This is a genomic window from Pseudomonas sp. Marseille-Q1929 (assembly GCF_017316265.1).
GTDB lineage: Bacteria > Pseudomonadota > Gammaproteobacteria > Pseudomonadales > Pseudomonadaceae > Aquipseudomonas.
The window spans coordinates 14,522-30,367 of the sequence record NZ_JAFLWU010000004.1 but is presented as its reverse complement, the minus strand read 5'-3'; the positions used below and the strand labels follow the sequence as shown (position 1 = coordinate 30,367).

The following is a 15,846-nucleotide window of genomic DNA, read 5'->3' as shown; positions in this document are numbered from 1 at the left end:
CCCCTGCCACTGCGCAAACACCGCCACTCTAGGACAAAAGCCCGAACCTCGCTGCTGGTATCGGACAAATCGGTGATTTGCGTAGGCCTTCACCGAAGCCTTTGTGAGATCAGGCTATGATTGCCTCCCTCCAAGGACTCAGGATCAAGGACACGTCATGCGCATCGGTTTTCTGTCACCTCTGGCACTGGCTCTGTTGGCCAGCACTTCCCTGCCGGCACTGGCCAGCTCCGACGACTCTTGCTACCCCGACTGGCGGGTCTCGCGTGACAGCCTCGACACGTGCAACAACCTGCCTTTCCTGAGCCCGGGCAACGACAGCCGCGTCAATCTACGCCTGTTGCTGGCCGACAAAAAAACCGTGGCGCTGACGCCCAACGCCTTGAACGAGGATGACCTGGCCCAGGGTTTCGGCCAGGTGCCGTTTGCGGTGTACCGCCTGACCCCAGTCGGCAGCGGCGAGACGCAACCCGACTCCGACGATTCACCCACCGCCGAGCTCGACACACTGCTGGAACCCCTGGGCATCAAGCGCGAGGACTACAAAACCGCCGGCGAAGCCTTCCTCAACGGCGAAGGCAGCCGCTGCCGCAGCAACGACGATGACAGCGCCACCGCGTTTATCCGCCAAGTGGTCAAGGCCGACATGCCGGCAGCCGAACGTACGCTGCTGGCTCAATCACGCCTGCAACTGCTGAGCGCCTGCACCTGGGATGGCCCGGTCATCGCCGATCCGCAGCAGATCCAGTCCAGCGACGGCCAACTGTTTCGCACGTACCTGCAAGCCGCCGCCGACTTCTACAGCGGCCGTTTTGCCGAGGCCGAGCGTGGTTTCTCGGCGCTCGCCAGCGCCAGCTCGCCGTGGCTGAAGGAAACTGCGCTGTACATGACGGCCCGCACCGCGCTGAACCAGGCCCAGGCCAACACCTACGATGAATACGGTGTGCCCAACCTTGAGCGTGTGGATAAGTCTGCGCTGGCCGCTGCCGAGCAGGGTTTCGGCAACTACCTGAAGACTTATCCACAAGGCGCCTACACCGCCTCTGCCCGTGGCCTGCTCCGTCGTGTGTATTGGCTGGCGGACGACAACGTCAAGCTCGCCGACGCCTACGCCTGGGGGCTGACCCAAGCTACAGAGGCGCAGCGCAATGTGTCGGTGGATGAACTGGTGGAAGAAGCCGACGTGAAGCTGCTGTCGGTGACCGGCGGGCCGATCGACACGCCGATGATGCAACTGGTCAGCGACCTGATGCGGATGCGCGCCCACAACCCACCGACATTGACTCGCGACGACCTCGCCCAACGCAAAGCCGTATTTGCCAATGAGCCGGCGCTGTACGACTACCTGCTCGCGGCGTACGCGCTGTACGTCGAGCATCAACCCGACAGCGCCCTGAAGCATTTGCCCCAAGATGTGCCGTCGAGCCTGGATTACTTCGCCTTCAGCCAACAGACCCTGCGCGCACTGGCGCTGGAAGATAAAAAGGACTGGAAAGCCGCCGAGGCCCTCTGGCTGCAACTGCTGCCGCTGGCCAAACAGCCGCTGCAACGCGACCAGTTGGAGCTGGCCCTGGCCCTGCACTACGAGCGCAGCGGCCAGTTGGCCAAGGTGTTTGCCGCCGACTCGCCGATCAGCGCCAAGCAGGTGCGCTACATCTTGCTGCGCAACGTCGCCGGGCCTGACTTGCTGCGTCAGCAACTCGCCCAGGCCAGCGACCCACTGGAGCGCGAGACCGCGCAATTCGTGCTGCTCTACAAAAACCTGCTGCGCGGCCAGTTCGCCAGCTTCGCCGAAGACCTCAAGCAACTGCCGACGCCGGCCCCCGAGGACAAGCTCGGCACCAGCCTGGGCTACGTCTACAGCGCCAGCCAGACCTTGCGCTTGTTCCAGTGGAATGGCGAAAAAGCCGAATCCGACTACGCCTGCCCCACCATCGCGCAAACCGCCGCAACCTTGCAGGTCGACGCCAAGAACCCACAAGGCTTGAACTGCCTCGGTGAGTTCATCCTGCGCAACAACCTCGACGGCATGCCACTGGAACAGGCCCGCGCCGCCGGCAGCCTGGGCAGCAGCGCGTCGGACTTCAAGGGCGAAACCTTCTCGCGCCTGGACGGCTACAAACAGGTGATCGGCGACGCCAAGGCGCCGAAGCACGACAAGGCCTACGCGCTGTTCCGGGCGATCAACTGCTATGCACCGGCCGGCTACAACAGCTGCGGCGGCCAGGACGTGACACCGGCGGTGCGCAAAGCCTGGTTCCGCCAGCTCAAGAGCGGTTTCGCCGACACCCAATGGGGCAAATCGGCGCAGTACTACTGGTGAAGCAGCTGTGGCTCGGCTTGCTGCTCCTGGCAAGCCCGGTGTTCGGCGCGGTGGACGCCCGCGACTACGACGCCTTCTGGCTATGGAGCGGTGTCGCGCCCCAGCCTGTCCTCAAACAGGCCAACACCCTGTACATCCTCCAGGGCCAGATCAACTCCACCCGCCGCGCGCCCCAACGCGGCGTGCAACTCATCGCCCAGGGCATCGGCGTACCGCGCCTGACCCACGGCGACATCTGGGTGGTCTACCGCGCCCACACCCTGCACTGGCCCGAGGCGGTCTACAGCCAAGTGCTGGGCCAGGTGCAACGCTGGCGCGACGCCGGCAACCCGGTGGTTGGCATCCAGATCGACTTCGACGCCCGCACCCAATACCTGCACGAATACGCCGATTTCCTGCGCGACCTGCGCCAACGCCTGCCGGCCGACCTGCGCCTGAGCATCACCGGCCTGATGGACTGGAGCAGCAACGCCGACCCGGCTGCCATCGCCCAGCTCAAGGGCGTGGTGGATGAGGTGGTGGTGCAGACCTATCAAGGGCGGCACAGCATTGCGGATTACGCGGCGTATTTGCCGCGGATGAATCGGATGGGGCTGCCGTTCAAGGTGGGGTTGATTCAGGGTGGGGTGTGGGAGGAGCCGGGGTATTTGAAGAGGAGTGAGTGGTTTCGGGGGTATGTGGTGTTTTTGCAGAATCGTTGAAGGTTTAGTGAACGCCAGTGCCTATAAAATCAAGAGCACTCCCACATGCTATTTCCAGTGGCACTGGACTCTTCCTACCCGGCGAAAATGCTCGCAATAACCACTACCCATCCCAACAACCCTAAACCTATCCCAACCCAATCGCCCCCCCTCAAACCCGCATTCCCCTGCCCCTGCGCATCGCGCTCCAGACAATTGATCGCACTTTGCAGCTGCAACGCCAGCGCCAGTTGCAACGCCACGATCACGGCACCCACCGCCAGCGCGGCCAGCGGTGACAACAACCACAGCAACGTGAACGGCAAACACCCGCACAGAAAGATCACCACCGCCAAGCCCCGCGGCCACCAGCGATAGGGTGACTCGCCTTGCTCCAATTCCCGGGCGACGCTGAGGATCAGCGTGCAGAAGTAGCACACCGAAAACAGCGTGCGTACCCACGGCCAGACGCTGGCACCGGTGGCTCGCCGATAGTGCGCCCACTGGCGGTACAACCAATAAAAGAAATACCCGCCAAGGGTCAGCAGTATCAGGCTCAGGAATTTTCGCGGTGAAACCACGAAAAACACCGGCTTGCGAACGGGCATCCAACTCAGCGCTGAACGCGGTGTGGCGTAGGGGTTTTCGGCGATGGACATGGGCAAGGTCTCGGGAGGTTAGCCGGCCAAAAAGGCTAACGCTCACGAGGCTTGTCTAGTTCACGCCCAGGTAAATCAGGACCACTCCTACGAGTAATTACCTACCAGTCGTAGGTCAGGCTCGACACCGCCGTACGCCCTTCGCCGTAGTAGCAATCCAGGTCACTGGTGCACTGCGACACGTAGGTTTTGTTGGTGAGGTTTTGCACGTTCAGCGCCAGTTTCACGCCCTTGAGTTTCAGCGGCGAGCGGCTCAGGTCGTAGCTCAGGCTGGCGTCGTAGACGCTGTAGGACGGCACGCTGAAGGCGCCTTCGTAGTAGTCGCCCAGGCTTTGCCGCGCGTAGCGCACGCCCAGGCCTGCACCGAGGCCGGCCAGCGGGGTGTCGCCGACCACGGTGTAGTTGACCCACATCGACGCAGTGAGCGGCGAGATGCCAGCCGGGTGACGACCTTGGCGCCCCTCTTCGTCCTTGGTGTACTTGATGTCGTTGCGCGCGGCCGAGGCGATGATGTCCCAGGCATCGCTGAGGACGGCCTTGGCTTCCAGCTCCACGCCGCGTGAACGCATGGCGCCGCTCTGGGTGCTGAAGGTGTCGTTGGGGTTGGTGGTGATCACGTTTTCCTGGTCAAGCTGGTAGACCGACGCCTGCACAAAACTCTTCTGGCCGGGCGGCTGGTACTTCACGCCGACTTCATATTGCTTGCCAGTAGAGGGGTCGAACGGCTTGTGATCGGCATTGGTGCCGGTCAGCGGCAGGAAGGATTCGGAGTAGCTGACAAACGGCGCCAGGCCGTTATCGAACAGGTACACCAGGCCCGCGCGGCCGGTGAAGGCTTCGTCCTTGCTGGCGAAGCGGGTGCCCTGCATCGGCTCCTTGTTGACCACGCTGGCCCAGTCATAACGGCCGCCGAGCACCAGTGCCCATTTGTCCCACTTGATCTGGTCCTGCACGTACAGGCCGGTCTGGCTCAGGGTGCGGTCCCAGCGGTACGGTTGGCGATAGTCGATGCGCTGGCCGTAGACCGGCTTGAACAGGTCGATCGCCGGCGCAGTACGGTCGTACAGGCCGTGGAACAGCGAGCCGGAATGGTAGTAATCCAGGCCGAAAATCATCGTATGGGCCAGCGCGCCGGTGTCGAATTCCGCCTGGGCGATGCTGTCGACGCCAAACACTTTGTTGTTCTGCGCCCAGTCCACCGCGTAGCGTTGCAAGTAGCGTTGGTCCTGCACACCGGTGGCCGGGTTGGCGATGAAAGCGTAGCCGTGCAACGGCGCGGTATAGCGGTCGTCGACCTCGGCGTAGCGGGCGTTTTGCTTGAAGGTCCAGGTGTCGTTGAGGCGATGGGAAACCTCGTAGCCCAACACGTACTGCTCGCGGTTGTACTGGTTGACGCCCGGCTCGCCGATAAACAGGTCGCGCTTGATCTTGCCGTTGGGGTTCGCCCACAGGGTGCCGGACGCCGGCAGACCTTGGGCTTCGGGCACTCCTTTGTCTTTCTGGTACTGGGCGAACAGGGTCACGCTGGTGTCGTCGTTGGGCCGCCAAGTGAGGCTGGGGGCGATGAACTGGCGCTTGTTTTCGACGTAGTTGATTTCGTCCTGGCCGTCGTTGGCCAGGGCGGTCAGGCGATAGAGAAACTGCCCTTGCTCGTCCAGCGGGCCGCTGAGGTCGATGGCCGCACTTTTGTGCTCGTAGGTGCCGGCTTCCAGCACCACTTGGTGCACCGGGGTTTCGCTGGGGCGCTTGCTGACCATGTTGACGATGCCGCCCGGCTGGTTCTGCCCGTACAGCACCGAGGCCGGGCCTTTGAGCACTTCGATGCGCTCCAGCGAGTACGGTTCGATCTGCAACGCACCGCCCGTGCTGCCGCCGCCGTAGGGCAGGTGCAAACCATCGAGGTACAGCGGCGTCGGCGAGAAGCCACGCGAGGTCGGTTCATCGAATAATTTAACCCGGTCCGCAAAACCGCCCGCCGCCATGCCTGGCGTGTAGAGCAACGCCTGGGTCACGCTCTGCGCGCCTCGCGCCTTGATCTCGGCGGCGGTGATCACGTTGATGGTCTGGGGGATTTCCACCAGCGCCGAGTCGGTCTTGCTTCCCGAGGCGCTGCGTGTGGCGACGATGCCATCCACCGGGCCCCAGGCGTTTTCCAGCGCTTGCTCGCCACTGATCTGCGTCGCGCCCAATTGCAACGGGCCGCCGCCGGAAATCGCCTGCAACGACCAACCGCCCTGGGCCTGCATCGCCACCAACCCGCTGCCGGCCAGCAACCGCTCCAACCCGGCGCCCACCGCGTAGCGCCCTTGCAGGCCGGCGCTGCGCTTGCCCTCGGTGAGCGAAGCGTCCACCGAGAGCAAAATCCCCGAGGCGCTGGCGAAGCGGTTCAACGCCTGGTCGAGGTTGCCCGCCGGGATGTTGTAGGCGCGCTGCGTTTCGGTGCTTTCGGCGGCTTGCACCAGGCTCGGCACCAGGGGCACCGTGGCCAGCAGGCCGACAAACACGCCACGGCGCAGGGCGCGGGCCAAGGGTTGGATCTGGTGGTGCGGCATTACTGGACTCCCCGTGAGATCGCTTCTTGATTGGCTTTCAAGAGGTATCCCGAGCGGGCCGCAGAAACCGACAAGTGCTTTGCAAAAATTTTTTTTCAGACCCGCGCCTTGATCGTCACCCAGTAACGCGTGACCGCCTGCACCTGCACCGGCAACGAGCGTTCCAGCGCGGCGAGGATGGCGTCGGTGTCGTCCAGCGGAAACACGCCGGTCAGCAACAGCGCGGACACCGCCTGATCACAGCGCAGCAGCCCGGGACGATAGCGGCTCAGTTGCGCGACGAACTCACCCAGCGGCTGGCGCTCGGCGATCAGGCGGTGCTCGGTCCAACTGCTGTTATTGGCGTCCACCGCTGTCAGCGCCGAGCTTTGCCGGGGGTTGAACCACAGGCTGTCACCGGCCTTCATCTGCACCGCCGCGCCGTGCAACGGGGTCACGCGCAGGCGGCCTTCGTACAGGTCGACGCGGCTGCCGTCGGCCAATTCGCGCACGGCAAAACGGGTGCCCAGCGCCTGCACATCACCGGCCGGGGTTTCGACGATCAACGGGCGCACGGGGTCGTGGCCACTGGTCAACAGGATCTCGCCACGGATCAAGCGGATGCGCCGTTCGCTGGCGCTGAAACGCAGGTCCACCGCGCTGTCGCTGTTGAGGTCCAGGCGCGTGCCGTCGCTGAGGGTGACGTGGCGGATTTCACCGGTGGCGGTGCGATGCTCGGCGAACGCCGCTTGCCAGGGTTCGCTGCGCTGTACCAGGTAGCTGCTGCCGCCAGCCACCAGTAGCAGGCCGAGCAGCTTGAGGGCGGCGCGGCGCTGGGGGTCCGGGGTGTCGCGCAACACGGCGCGGGCGCTGTCGGCGGGCACGCCGCCGAGGGTTTGTTGCAGTTGCTGCAAGCGTTGCCAGGCGCGGCGGTGCTCCGGGTCGGCGGCTTGCCACTGGGCAAACGCCTGGCGTTGCTCACCGTGCAGGTCGCCGCCCCATTGCAGCATCAGCCATTCGCTGGCTTGCTCGACAACGGCCGGGGCGATGGGCGCGTCGCGCCTCATTCGGCGTAGGCCACTTGGTAGCAGGCGACGATGGCGCGGGTCATGTACTTCTGCACCGAGCTGAGGCTGACGCCCAGGCGCTCGGCGATCTGCGCATAGCTCAGGCCTTCGAACTGCGACAGCAGGAAGGCGCGGCGCACGTTGTCGGGCATGCGGTCGAGCATGGCGTCGATCTGCATCAGGGTCTCGAGGATCAGCGCGCGGGTTTCCAGGGACGGCGACTCCGGTTCTGGCAGGTGCGCGATGCTTTCCAGGTAGGCGCGCTCGATGCGCAGGCGCCGCCATTGGTCGATCACCAGGTTGCGGGCGATCTGCACCAGGTAGCTGCGGCTTTCCTTGTCACCGGGAAAACGCCCCGATACCAGCAGGCGCAGGAAGGTGTCCTGGGCCACGTCGGCGGCGTGCTCACGGTCGCCCAAACGCTTGCGCAGCCAGCCTTGCAGCCAGCCGTGATGGTCGCGGTACAGGAGGTGAAGCTGTTGCTGGCCGTCAGTCGCGCTGTCCATGAAAAAGCTCAGATACACTATTGAGAGCAATTATCATTACAGTTTATTTCGCGACTGACAAAAACTCTTTGTACTTAACCCCCGGCGGTGTGCAGCGGATACACCGATTCCCAGCCGCCGCCCAACGCTTTGTACAGGCCAACCATGGCCAAGGACACGCCGGTGGAGCTTTCCACCCACTGCTCTTGCGTGGCCAGCAGCGCGCCTTGCACGGTGAGGACATTGACGAAATCCACCACGCCTTCGACGTACTGGTGTTGCGCCGTGACCAGGGCGATCTGGTTCTGGCGCACCGCTTCGGCAAGGCTGTCGCGACGCAGTTGGCTGGCGTTGTAGCGGGTCAGCTGGTCGTCGATCTCATGCCAGGCGCGCAGCACGGTTTGCTGGTACGCCAGCGCCGCTTCCTGCTGCTGGGCTTCGCGCAGGTTCAGCATGCCTTCCAGACGCCCGCCATTGAACAGCGGCAGGCTGAACTGCGGGCCGAAGGCAAAGGCGCGCGAACCCCACGAGCCGAAATCCGCCAATTGCATGGCCTGGGAACCCAGGCTGCCGGACAAGGTGATGCGCGGGTAGAAATCGCCCTTGGCCACGCCGATAGTCGCGGTGGCCGCGTGCAAGCGCGCTTCGGCCTGACGGATATCCGGGCGCCGTTCGGCCAACTCCGACGGCAGGCCAATGGCGACCTGGCGCTGGGTTTGCGGCACGGCGGCGTCTTTGGACAGTTGCGCGTGCAGTGCCTGTGGCGGCTCGCCCATCAGCAGGCTCAGGGCGTTGATCAACTGGTCCTGGCGCTGCTGCAAATCCGGCAGGCGCGCTTCGATGGTGGCGACTTGGGCGGCGGCTTCGGCCACGTCCAGGTCGGTCGCCACGCCGTCGGCCAGGCGCAGTTGCGAGAGCTTGAGGCTGTGGCGCGCCACGTCGAGGTTTTGCTCGGTGACGGCGCGGGTGTTTTGCACGCCGCGCAGTTGGATGTAGTCCTGGGCGGTTTCGGCGAGTACCGCGAGCAGCACCGCGCGACGGTCGTTTTCGGCGACTTGCAAGGTGGCGTCGGCGGCTTCGGTTTCGCGTTTGACGCGGCCCCAGAAATCCAGCTCCCAGGATGCCGAAAAGCCCGCGTCCCACTGGTTGAACGCGGCACGGCCGTTCTCGCCGGATGGGTCGCTCAAGCCTTTGCCGCTGTTGCGTTTGCGCTGGTAAGCGCCTGTCGCATCGACGTTGGGGTAACGCTCGGCGGTGGTCACCTGGCGCACCGCACGGCTTTGTTGCAAGCGGCTGCTGGCGAGTTTCAGGTCGAGGTTGTCGGTGAGCGCGCGGCGGGTCAGGGCCGAGAGCTGTTCGTCGTGGAACACGTCCCACCAACGCTCTTGCAACGGGTCGCTGACGGCGCGGCTGGCGGCTTGGCGACCTTGGGGCTCGCTCCATTGCGTCACTGCTGCGCTTTGCGGTGTGTGGAAATCCGGGCCGACGGTGCAGGCGCTCAGGTTGATAAGGCTCAAGGTGAGCCAGGCGACTCGTTTCATTGCTGGGCCACCTCACGCTGCTGCGCCACCGGTTGGGTATCGACGCTGGCTTCCACCGACATGCCGACGCGCAGGCGTTCGGTCAGCGCCTGGCCCGGCTCCAGCACGATCTTCACCGGAATGCGTTGCACCACCTTGGTGAAGTTGCCGGTGGCGTTGTCCGGCTTGACCGCCGCAAACGTCACCCCGGTCGCCGGCGCGAGGCTTTCCAGATGGCCGTTGAGCAACTCGCCATCGAGGCTATCGACGCGCACCTGCACGGCTTGGCCGGCGTGCATATGGGAGAGCTGGGTTTCCTGGAAGTTGGCCACCACGTAGGCCTCGGCCAACGGCACCACCGCGAGGATCTTGCTGCCCGGCGTTACATAGGCGCCGACGCGCACCGCACGCTCGCCGACCATGCCATCCACCGGTGCGACGATGCGCGTGTACGACAGTTGATAGCTGGCCATTTCCAGCGCGGCCTGGGCGCGTTTGAGTCCGCCTTCGGCGGCATCGCGCTGGGCGCTGAGGATTTCCACCTGCTTGCGTTCGGCCGCGAGCACCGCCGTGGCGTTGGCCAGGCGCGCGGTGGCCTGGTCGATGCGGGTCTTGGCCTGCTGGGCGTTTTGCACGGTGCCCGCGCCGACACCAGCGAGGTGGTTGTAGCGGTTCAGTTCGTGTTCGGCGAAGGCCATTTCGGCGCGGTCGGCGGCGACGGTGGCCTGGGCCTGGGCGATCACCGAGCTTTGGCGCTCCAGGGTGGCGCTGGCGTTTTTCAGTTGGGCGCGGGCGACCAGAGTGTCGGCGTCGGCGGCTTGGGCGGCGGCACGGAAGTCGCGGTCGTCGATCAGCGCCAGCAGTTGCCCGGCCTTGACGCGCTGGTTGTCCTCGACCAGCACTTCCTTGATAAAGCCGGCTACACGCGGCGCCACCAGGGTGAAGTCGGCGGCGACGAAGGCGTCGTTGGTGGTCTGGCGCTTGCTGCCGAGCACGCTCGGTGCAACCAGGTACACCAGCATGCCGACGGCAAATACGGCGATAACGGTGACGGCGATTTTGTCTTTGCGTTTCATGAACAGTCCTTTAATCAAGTCGGTGCGCGGGGCGGAAAGATCCGCGTGGGCATCCAGAAAATCAGCAGGATCAACGCCACCGCGACGGCGGCCATGACGTAATACAGATCCGAAGAAGTCAGCACCACCGCCTGCTCGTGCAGGCGGTGCGCCAGGCCCGGCGCATCGCCGTCGGCCAGGGGCGAGTTGCCCAGGCGGTCCACCAACATGGTCGAGTGGAAGTGCAGGCGCTGGGTGGTCAGTGTGTCGATCACGCCGGTGGCGATCACGGCGGCCAGGCCTTTGACGGTGTTGAACCAGGCCGAGGCGAACGGCCCATCCATGGGTTGGATGCTGCCGGTGGAGAGCATCAGCAACGGCAGCACCGCCATCGGCTGCCCGAAGATTTGCAGCAGGTAGAGGCCGTAGAAATCGTCGCGAATCCATTCAGACGTGAGATGGGCACTGCCGACGCAACACAGCACCAACATGCCCAGGCCGATACCCAGCACCCAACGGCAATCGACCCAGCGCAGGTTGCACAGTGCGGCCACCAGCGGCAGCGCGATCAATTGCGGCAGCGCCATCAGCAGCATCACCGGCGCGGTTTGCAGCGGGCGATAGCCTTGCACCTGGGCGAGAAAACTCGACGGGATGATGATCACCGAGGTCAGCACCATCAACACCCCGGCCAGCACGATCAGGGCGAACGCCAGGTTGCGCAGGCCGAGCATTTGCAGCTTGAAGAACGGCATCGGGTGCGACCATTCATTGATCATGAACAGCACCAGCAACAGCGTGCCGCCGCTGAGCAGGAAGGTGATCAGCCCCGACTCGAACCAGTCCAGGCGATTGCCTTGCAGGATGCCGATCACCAGCATGCAGATCGCCGGGAACCCCAACAACAGGCCGCGCCAGTTGAATTGCTTGAAGCGCTCCAGGCGCAGCGGGTCTTGCGGCAGGCCGTAGGCCACGGCAGCCATCGCCAACAGGCACGGCGCGACGATCTGCCAGAACGCCCATTGCCAGCCGACGTATTCGGTCCACAACGCCGCCAACGGCGTGCCGAGGCTCGGGCCGAAGGTGGCGGTGAGCGCGTAGCCGGCCAGGCCGTACAGCTTGACGTTGGCCGGCAGGAAACGCAGCGCCACGGTCATCAGCATCGGCGGCAGCGCGCCACCGGCCAGGCCTTGCACGGTGCGCAACAGCAACAGGCTTTCGTAGTTCGGCGCGAACGGACACAGGATGCCCAACACGGTGAACAGGCCGATGGCGCACAGGGTGAAACGGCGCAGGGAAAACGTCACCGAACACCAGGGCGCAAACGCCATGGCCGCGACGGAGGTGGCGGTGTAGGCAGCGACCAGCCAGGTGCCTTCGTCAAAGCCGATGTACAGCGCACCACGGATGTCGGCGAGGGCGACCTTGGTGACCATCTCGTTGAGGCCGGAGACCAGCACCGCCAGTAACACGCCGACCAGACCGATGATGATGCGCGGGCCGAACACGGGCGGGGTGATGGCGATGGGTTTGGCTGCGGCCTGGAGTGCGGGGGCAGCGAGGGAAGTCATGAACGGATAGCTCGGAATGGGAAATACCCGAGCAGTTTAATCAGGCTAACCCATGACAAAAAGTTACATGTCGGCAGCTTATAAGTGCATCAAACGCAACTCCCAAACCCAACACAAAATCCTGTGGGAGCTGGCTTGCCTGCGATAGCGGTGGGTCAGGCACAGTTGTGTCAGCTGGCATACCGCTATCGCAGGCAAGCCAGCTCCCACATGGGCCGGGTTCACAACGTTTAGGTCGGTTGGGCTTCGAGCCACGTGGCATGGCAGCTTTCGCGCATCGTCTCGCGCAACCACTGGTGGGCCGGGTCTTTGTCGAAGCGCGGGTGCCAGGATTGCGCCAATACCAGCGTCGGCAGAGAGATCGGCAAGGCAAACGCGCGCAGCGGCAACTTCAGGCGATTGGCGCTGTAGAGCGCTTCCTTGGGCACCGGCAGGATCAGGTCGGAGTCGGGCAGCATGAACATCGCCCCGTGGAACCCCGGCGCGATCATTGCCACGCGGCGCTCCAGGCCTTGGGCGTTCAGCGCGGTATCAATCGGCCCTCGGGCAATGCCGCGCCGCGAGATGCTGATGTGGGAATAGCTAGCAAAGCGTGCGGCGGTGATGTCGTCGTCGAACAGGGGGTGGTCTTCCCGCGCCAGGCCGACAAAGGTCGTGGAGAACAGGTTCTGCACCTTCACCTCGGGGCTGGAGGGCATGGTGTTGCTCACCCGCAGGTCGAGGCGCCCTTCGCGCAGCGCTTCGTCGTCGGTGTCGCCTTCGGGCACAAAGCACAGCTCGCACAGCGGCGCCATGCGCTCCATGGTGTCGAACAGGCGGCCGCCGTACACGCCGATAAAGAAGTCATTGGCGCGCACGCTGAAACGACGGCGCAAGGTGCTCAGGTCCACCTGGTCCGCCGAGCGAAACACCAACGCCGCCTGCTCCACCACGTTGCGCACCTGGGCTTGCAGCTGCAATGCCTTGGGCGTCGGCACCAAGCCGCGACCGGCGCGCACCAGGATCGGGTCGCCCACCGCCTCGCGAATGCGCGTGAGGGTGCGGCTCATGGCCGCCGGGCTGAGGTTCATGCGGCGCGCGGCGCCGACGACGCTGCCCTCGTCAAGCAAGGCGTCGAGGGCGACCAGCAGGTTCATGTCCGGTAGTTGCATGCCAAGCACTCGTGATGAATGGAGAGTGAATTGGCTGCAATCGTAGCAGGTGATTAACGCTGCATGCCCCAACGCTTCACGGTGAGGCGCTCGAAGGTGTCAAACACCAGGTTTTCCACCAGCAGGCCGATCAGGATCACCACCGCCAACCCGGCAAACACCTTGTCGGTGTACAGCTCGTTGCGGTTCTGGAAAATGTACCAACCCAGGCCGCCCTTGCCGCTCGTTGCACCAAACACCAGCTCGGCGGCGATCAGCGTGCGCCAGGCGAACGCCCAGCCGATCTTGAGGCCAGCGAGGATCGATGGCAGCGCGGCCGGGATCAGGATGAACAACACAAAGCGCATGCCTTTGAGGCCGTAGTTGCGACCGGCCATGCGCAGGGTTTCGGACACGCCAAGAAACCCCGAATAGGTGTTCAGCGCCAGCGCCCACAACACCGAATGCACCAGCACGAAGATCAGGCTGTTCTGCCCCAGGCCAAACCACAGCAGCGCCAGCGGCAGCAGTGCAATCGCCGGCAACGGGTTGAACATCGAGGTCAGGGTGCTGAGCAGATCGCGGCCCAATTGGGTCGAGACCGCCAGGGTAGTCAGGGCAAATGCCAACACGATGCCGATCAGGTAGCCCTTGAGCAGCACCACCAGCGAGATGCTCACCTTGCTCAACAGCTCGCCGCTGAGCAGGCCGTCGTAGAGCGCAGCAAAGGTCTGCAAGAAGCTCGGCAGCAGCAGGTCGTTGTTCTGGTAGCGCGCGACGGCTTCCCAGAGGATCGCCAGCACGATCAGGATCAAGCCCTTGCGCAGCCAGCCTTGTTGCCACAAGCGTTGGCGCAGGGGCAGTTCGCGTTCCACGGGGACGCTGAGCAAAGGTTCGAGGTGTATTTCGTATTCTTGGCGCACAGGTTGCCCCTCAGTAAGCGATGCGAATATCGGCGAAGCCCAGCGCCTGCTCGGCCTCAGGCGCTTCATCGAACAACAGGCGATGAATCCGCCGCGCCGACGCCTGGAACTCCACACCGCCCAGGCTGTGCAGGTCGTATTGATGGCTGTGGATTTCTGCGCGCACACGCCCCGGATGGGGCGACAGCAACAGGATGCGATTGCCCACCACCAGCGCTTCTTCAATGGAGTGGGTGACGAACAGCAGGGTGAAGCGCACTTCTTCCCAGAGCAGCAGCAACTCTTCCTGCATCTTGCGGCGGGTCAGGGCGTCGAGGGCGGCGAAGGGCTCGTCCATCAGCAGGATTTTCGGCTGCATGGCCAGCGCGCGGGCAATCGCCACGCGGGCTTTCATGCCGCCGGAAAGGGTATGCGGATAAGCATCGGCAAAGGCGCTCAGGCCGACTTTATCGAGGTAGTGCAGCGCGCGTTCTTCGGCTTCGCGGCGCTTGAGGGTTTTGGACGCCAGCAATGGGAACATCACGTTTTGCTTGACGGTTTTCCACGGTGGCAACTGGTCGAATTCCTGGAACACCACGATGCGGTCCGGGCCCGGTTGCTCGACCTTTTGCCCGAGCAGGCGGATCTCGCCTTCGCAGGGTTTGATAAACCCGGCGATGGACTTGAGCAAGGTGGATTTGCCGCAACCCGAAGGGCCGAGCAGCACGTAGCGGTCGGCCGGGTCGATCTCGAAACTGACCTGGTGGGTGGCCCGCACCACGCGTTCGGGGGTGCGGTATTCCAGGCTGACGTTATCCACCGCCAGCAACGGGGCGGTGGTGTGCAAGTTGCTGGCCGCGTGGCCTTGCAAGGGCGCGTTCATCTCAACTTCCTTGCAGCGGCTTGGCGTCCTGGAAGAAGTAGTCCTTCCATGATTCAGGCTTGTTCTTGATGGCGCCGACGCGGTAGAGGAATTCCGCCAGCGGGTAGGTGTTTTTCGGCGTGATGCTGAATTCGAACTGCGGGTTGTCGATGATTTTCAGCAACTCGGCGCGGTCGATCTTGGCCTTGGTCACGCGGATGTAGGTGTCGGCGGCGGCGCCTTTGTCGTTCTGGGCGAACTGCGCGGCTTCGGTCAGGGCGTCGATGAAGGCCTTGTAGGTTTTCGGGTTGTCGTTGCGGAACTTCTCGGTGGCGAACAGCACGGTCGGCGAGTTCGGGCCGAACAGGTCGTAGGTGTTCAGCACCACGTGCACGTTGGGGTTGGCCAGGGCCTGGTCCTGGAACGGCGGGTTGGAGAAGTGCCCGGTCAACTCGGTGCCGCCGGCGATCAGTGCCGCCGTCGCGTCGGGGTGCGGGACGGCGACGGTGTACTTGTCGAGGCGGTTGAATTCCTTGTCACCCCACTGCTTGGCGGCGGCGTATTGCAGGAAACGCGACTGTACGGAAACGCCTACCGCCGGCACCGCGATGCGGTCTTTTTCGGTGAAGTCGGCGATGGTCTTGACCTTGGGATTGTTGCTCACCAGGTAGTAGGGAAAGTTACCCAGGGACGCGACGGCCTTGACGTTCTGCTTGCCGTGGGTGCGGTCCCAGATGGTCAGCAGCGGGCCGGTGCCGGCGCCGGCAATGTCGATGGAGCCGGACAGCAATGCGTCGTTGACCGCTGCGCCACCGGACAGCTGGGTCCAGTCGACCTTGATGTCGATGCCTTCCTGCTTGCCGTATTTCTCGATCAGGTTCTGGTCGCGGACCACGTTAAGCAGCAGGTAGACGATGCCGAACTGCTCGGCGATGCGAATCTCGCCTTCGGCCTGCGCGGCCGTCGGTGCAACAAGGCTGCCGGCCAGCAGGCTGACACCCAGGCCGACAGTCGCGGCCAGCCGTGCGAATGGAATTCTCTTGGACATGGTCATGCTCCGA

13 protein-coding genes are annotated in these 15,846 nt (G+C 64.1%); 2 read left to right on the top strand and 11 right to left on the bottom strand.

All coding sequences use genetic code 11. The features are described 5' to 3' along the window. Positions 1-157 precede the first annotated feature (157 nt). Together J1G37_RS07585 and J1G37_RS07580 are read left to right on the top strand one after the other, a co-directional pair. Positions 158-2,323, top strand: a complete 2,166-nt coding sequence (locus tag J1G37_RS07585) for an outer membrane assembly lipoprotein YfiO (RefSeq protein WP_207040853.1) — start codon at positions 158-160, stop codon at positions 2,321-2,323. Then, positions 2,320-3,024: a DUF3142 domain-containing protein gene (locus J1G37_RS07580; protein ID WP_207040851.1), complete on the top strand. Its 705-nt coding sequence runs from the start codon at positions 2,320-2,322 to the stop codon at positions 3,022-3,024. Before J1G37_RS07585 ends, J1G37_RS07580 begins: the two co-directional genes overlap by 4 nt. A gap of 74 nt (positions 3,025-3,098) precedes the next feature. Here the strand turns inward: J1G37_RS07580 and J1G37_RS07575 are convergent, their stop codons facing one another. The 11 genes from J1G37_RS07575 to J1G37_RS07525 form a co-directional block, all read right to left on the bottom strand. Next, positions 3,099-3,662 (bottom strand): hypothetical protein, encoded by a 564-nt coding sequence (locus J1G37_RS07575; protein WP_207040850.1) that lies wholly within the window; start codon positions 3,660-3,662, stop codon positions 3,099-3,101. Positions 3,663-3,763: 101 nt separating this feature from the next. After that, complete coding sequence (locus J1G37_RS07570; protein ID WP_207040848.1) at positions 3,764-6,214, bottom strand: TonB-dependent siderophore receptor; 2,451 nt, start codon at positions 6,212-6,214, stop codon at positions 3,764-3,766. A gap of 95 nt (positions 6,215-6,309) precedes the next feature. Further along, positions 6,310-7,260 carry a FecR domain-containing protein gene (locus tag J1G37_RS07565; protein WP_207040846.1) on the bottom strand — a complete coding sequence of 317 codons (951 nt, stop codon included), beginning with the start codon at positions 7,258-7,260 and terminating at the stop codon, positions 6,310-6,312. Beyond that, on the bottom strand, positions 7,257-7,766 hold the full coding sequence (locus J1G37_RS07560; protein WP_017739456.1) for a sigma-70 family RNA polymerase sigma factor: 510 nt from the start codon (positions 7,764-7,766) through the stop codon (positions 7,257-7,259). The genes J1G37_RS07565 and J1G37_RS07560 overlap by 4 nt, the downstream gene beginning before the upstream one ends. A 74-nt stretch (positions 7,767-7,840) precedes the next feature. Then, positions 7,841-9,286: an efflux transporter outer membrane subunit gene (locus tag J1G37_RS07555; protein WP_207040844.1), complete on the bottom strand. Its 1,446-nt coding sequence runs from the start codon at positions 9,284-9,286 to the stop codon at positions 7,841-7,843. After that, positions 9,283-10,341, bottom strand: a complete 1,059-nt coding sequence (locus J1G37_RS07550; RefSeq protein WP_207040842.1) for an HlyD family secretion protein — start codon at positions 10,339-10,341, stop codon at positions 9,283-9,285. The genes J1G37_RS07555 and J1G37_RS07550 overlap by 4 nt, the downstream gene beginning before the upstream one ends. Before the next feature lie 14 nt (positions 10,342-10,355). Next, positions 10,356-11,891: an MFS transporter gene (locus tag J1G37_RS07545; protein WP_207040840.1), complete on the bottom strand. Its 1,536-nt coding sequence runs from the start codon at positions 11,889-11,891 to the stop codon at positions 10,356-10,358. Between the two features lie 230 nt (positions 11,892-12,121). Further along, positions 12,122-13,042, bottom strand: a complete 921-nt coding sequence (locus J1G37_RS07540; protein WP_207040838.1) for a LysR family transcriptional regulator — start codon at positions 13,040-13,042, stop codon at positions 12,122-12,124. Between the two features lie 53 nt (positions 13,043-13,095). Further along, positions 13,096-13,944 carry an ABC transporter permease gene (locus tag J1G37_RS07535; RefSeq protein WP_207040836.1) on the bottom strand — a complete coding sequence of 283 codons (849 nt, stop codon included), beginning with the start codon at positions 13,942-13,944 and terminating at the stop codon, positions 13,096-13,098. Between the two features lie 10 nt (positions 13,945-13,954). Continuing rightward, the gene (locus tag J1G37_RS07530) at positions 13,955-14,806 is read right to left on the bottom strand and encodes an ABC transporter ATP-binding protein (RefSeq protein WP_207040835.1); all 852 of its coding nucleotides are present in this window, start codon (positions 14,804-14,806) and stop codon (positions 13,955-13,957) included. Position 14,807: 1 nt separating this feature from the next. Beyond that, positions 14,808-15,833, bottom strand: a complete 1,026-nt coding sequence (locus tag J1G37_RS07525) for an ABC transporter substrate-binding protein (protein ID WP_124526295.1) — start codon at positions 15,831-15,833, stop codon at positions 14,808-14,810. Positions 15,834-15,846 lie beyond the last annotated feature (13 nt).

Bases quoted from the DNA above. Each gene is read 5' to 3' on its own strand.
- J1G37_RS07585 (WP_207040853.1), top strand. From the start codon at position 158: ATGCGCATCGGTTTTCTGTCACCTCTGGCACTGGCTCTGTTGGCCAGC.
- J1G37_RS07575 (WP_207040850.1), bottom strand. From the start codon at position 3,662: ATGTCCATCGCCGAAAACCCCTACGCCACACCGCGTTCAGCGCTGAGT.
- J1G37_RS07570 (WP_207040848.1), bottom strand. From the start codon at position 6,214: ATGCCGCACCACCAGATCCAACCCTTGGCCCGCGCCCTGCGCCGTGGC.
- J1G37_RS07565 (WP_207040846.1), bottom strand. From the start codon at position 7,260: ATGAGGCGCGACGCGCCCATCGCCCCGGCCGTTGTCGAGCAAGCCAGC.
- J1G37_RS07560 (WP_017739456.1), bottom strand. From the start codon at position 7,766: ATGGACAGCGCGACTGACGGCCAGCAACAGCTTCACCTCCTGTACCGC.
- J1G37_RS07555 (WP_207040844.1), bottom strand. From the start codon at position 9,286: ATGAAACGAGTCGCCTGGCTCACCTTGAGCCTTATCAACCTGAGCGCC.
- J1G37_RS07550 (WP_207040842.1), bottom strand. From the start codon at position 10,341: ATGAAACGCAAAGACAAAATCGCCGTCACCGTTATCGCCGTATTTGCC.
- J1G37_RS07545 (WP_207040840.1), bottom strand. From the start codon at position 11,891: ATGACTTCCCTCGCTGCCCCCGCACTCCAGGCCGCAGCCAAACCCATC.
- J1G37_RS07540 (WP_207040838.1), bottom strand. From the start codon at position 13,042: ATGCAACTACCGGACATGAACCTGCTGGTCGCCCTCGACGCCTTGCTT.
- J1G37_RS07530 (WP_207040835.1), bottom strand. From the start codon at position 14,806: ATGAACGCGCCCTTGCAAGGCCACGCGGCCAGCAACTTGCACACCACC.
- J1G37_RS07525 (WP_124526295.1), bottom strand. From the start codon at position 15,833: ATGTCCAAGAGAATTCCATTCGCACGGCTGGCCGCGACTGTCGGCCTG.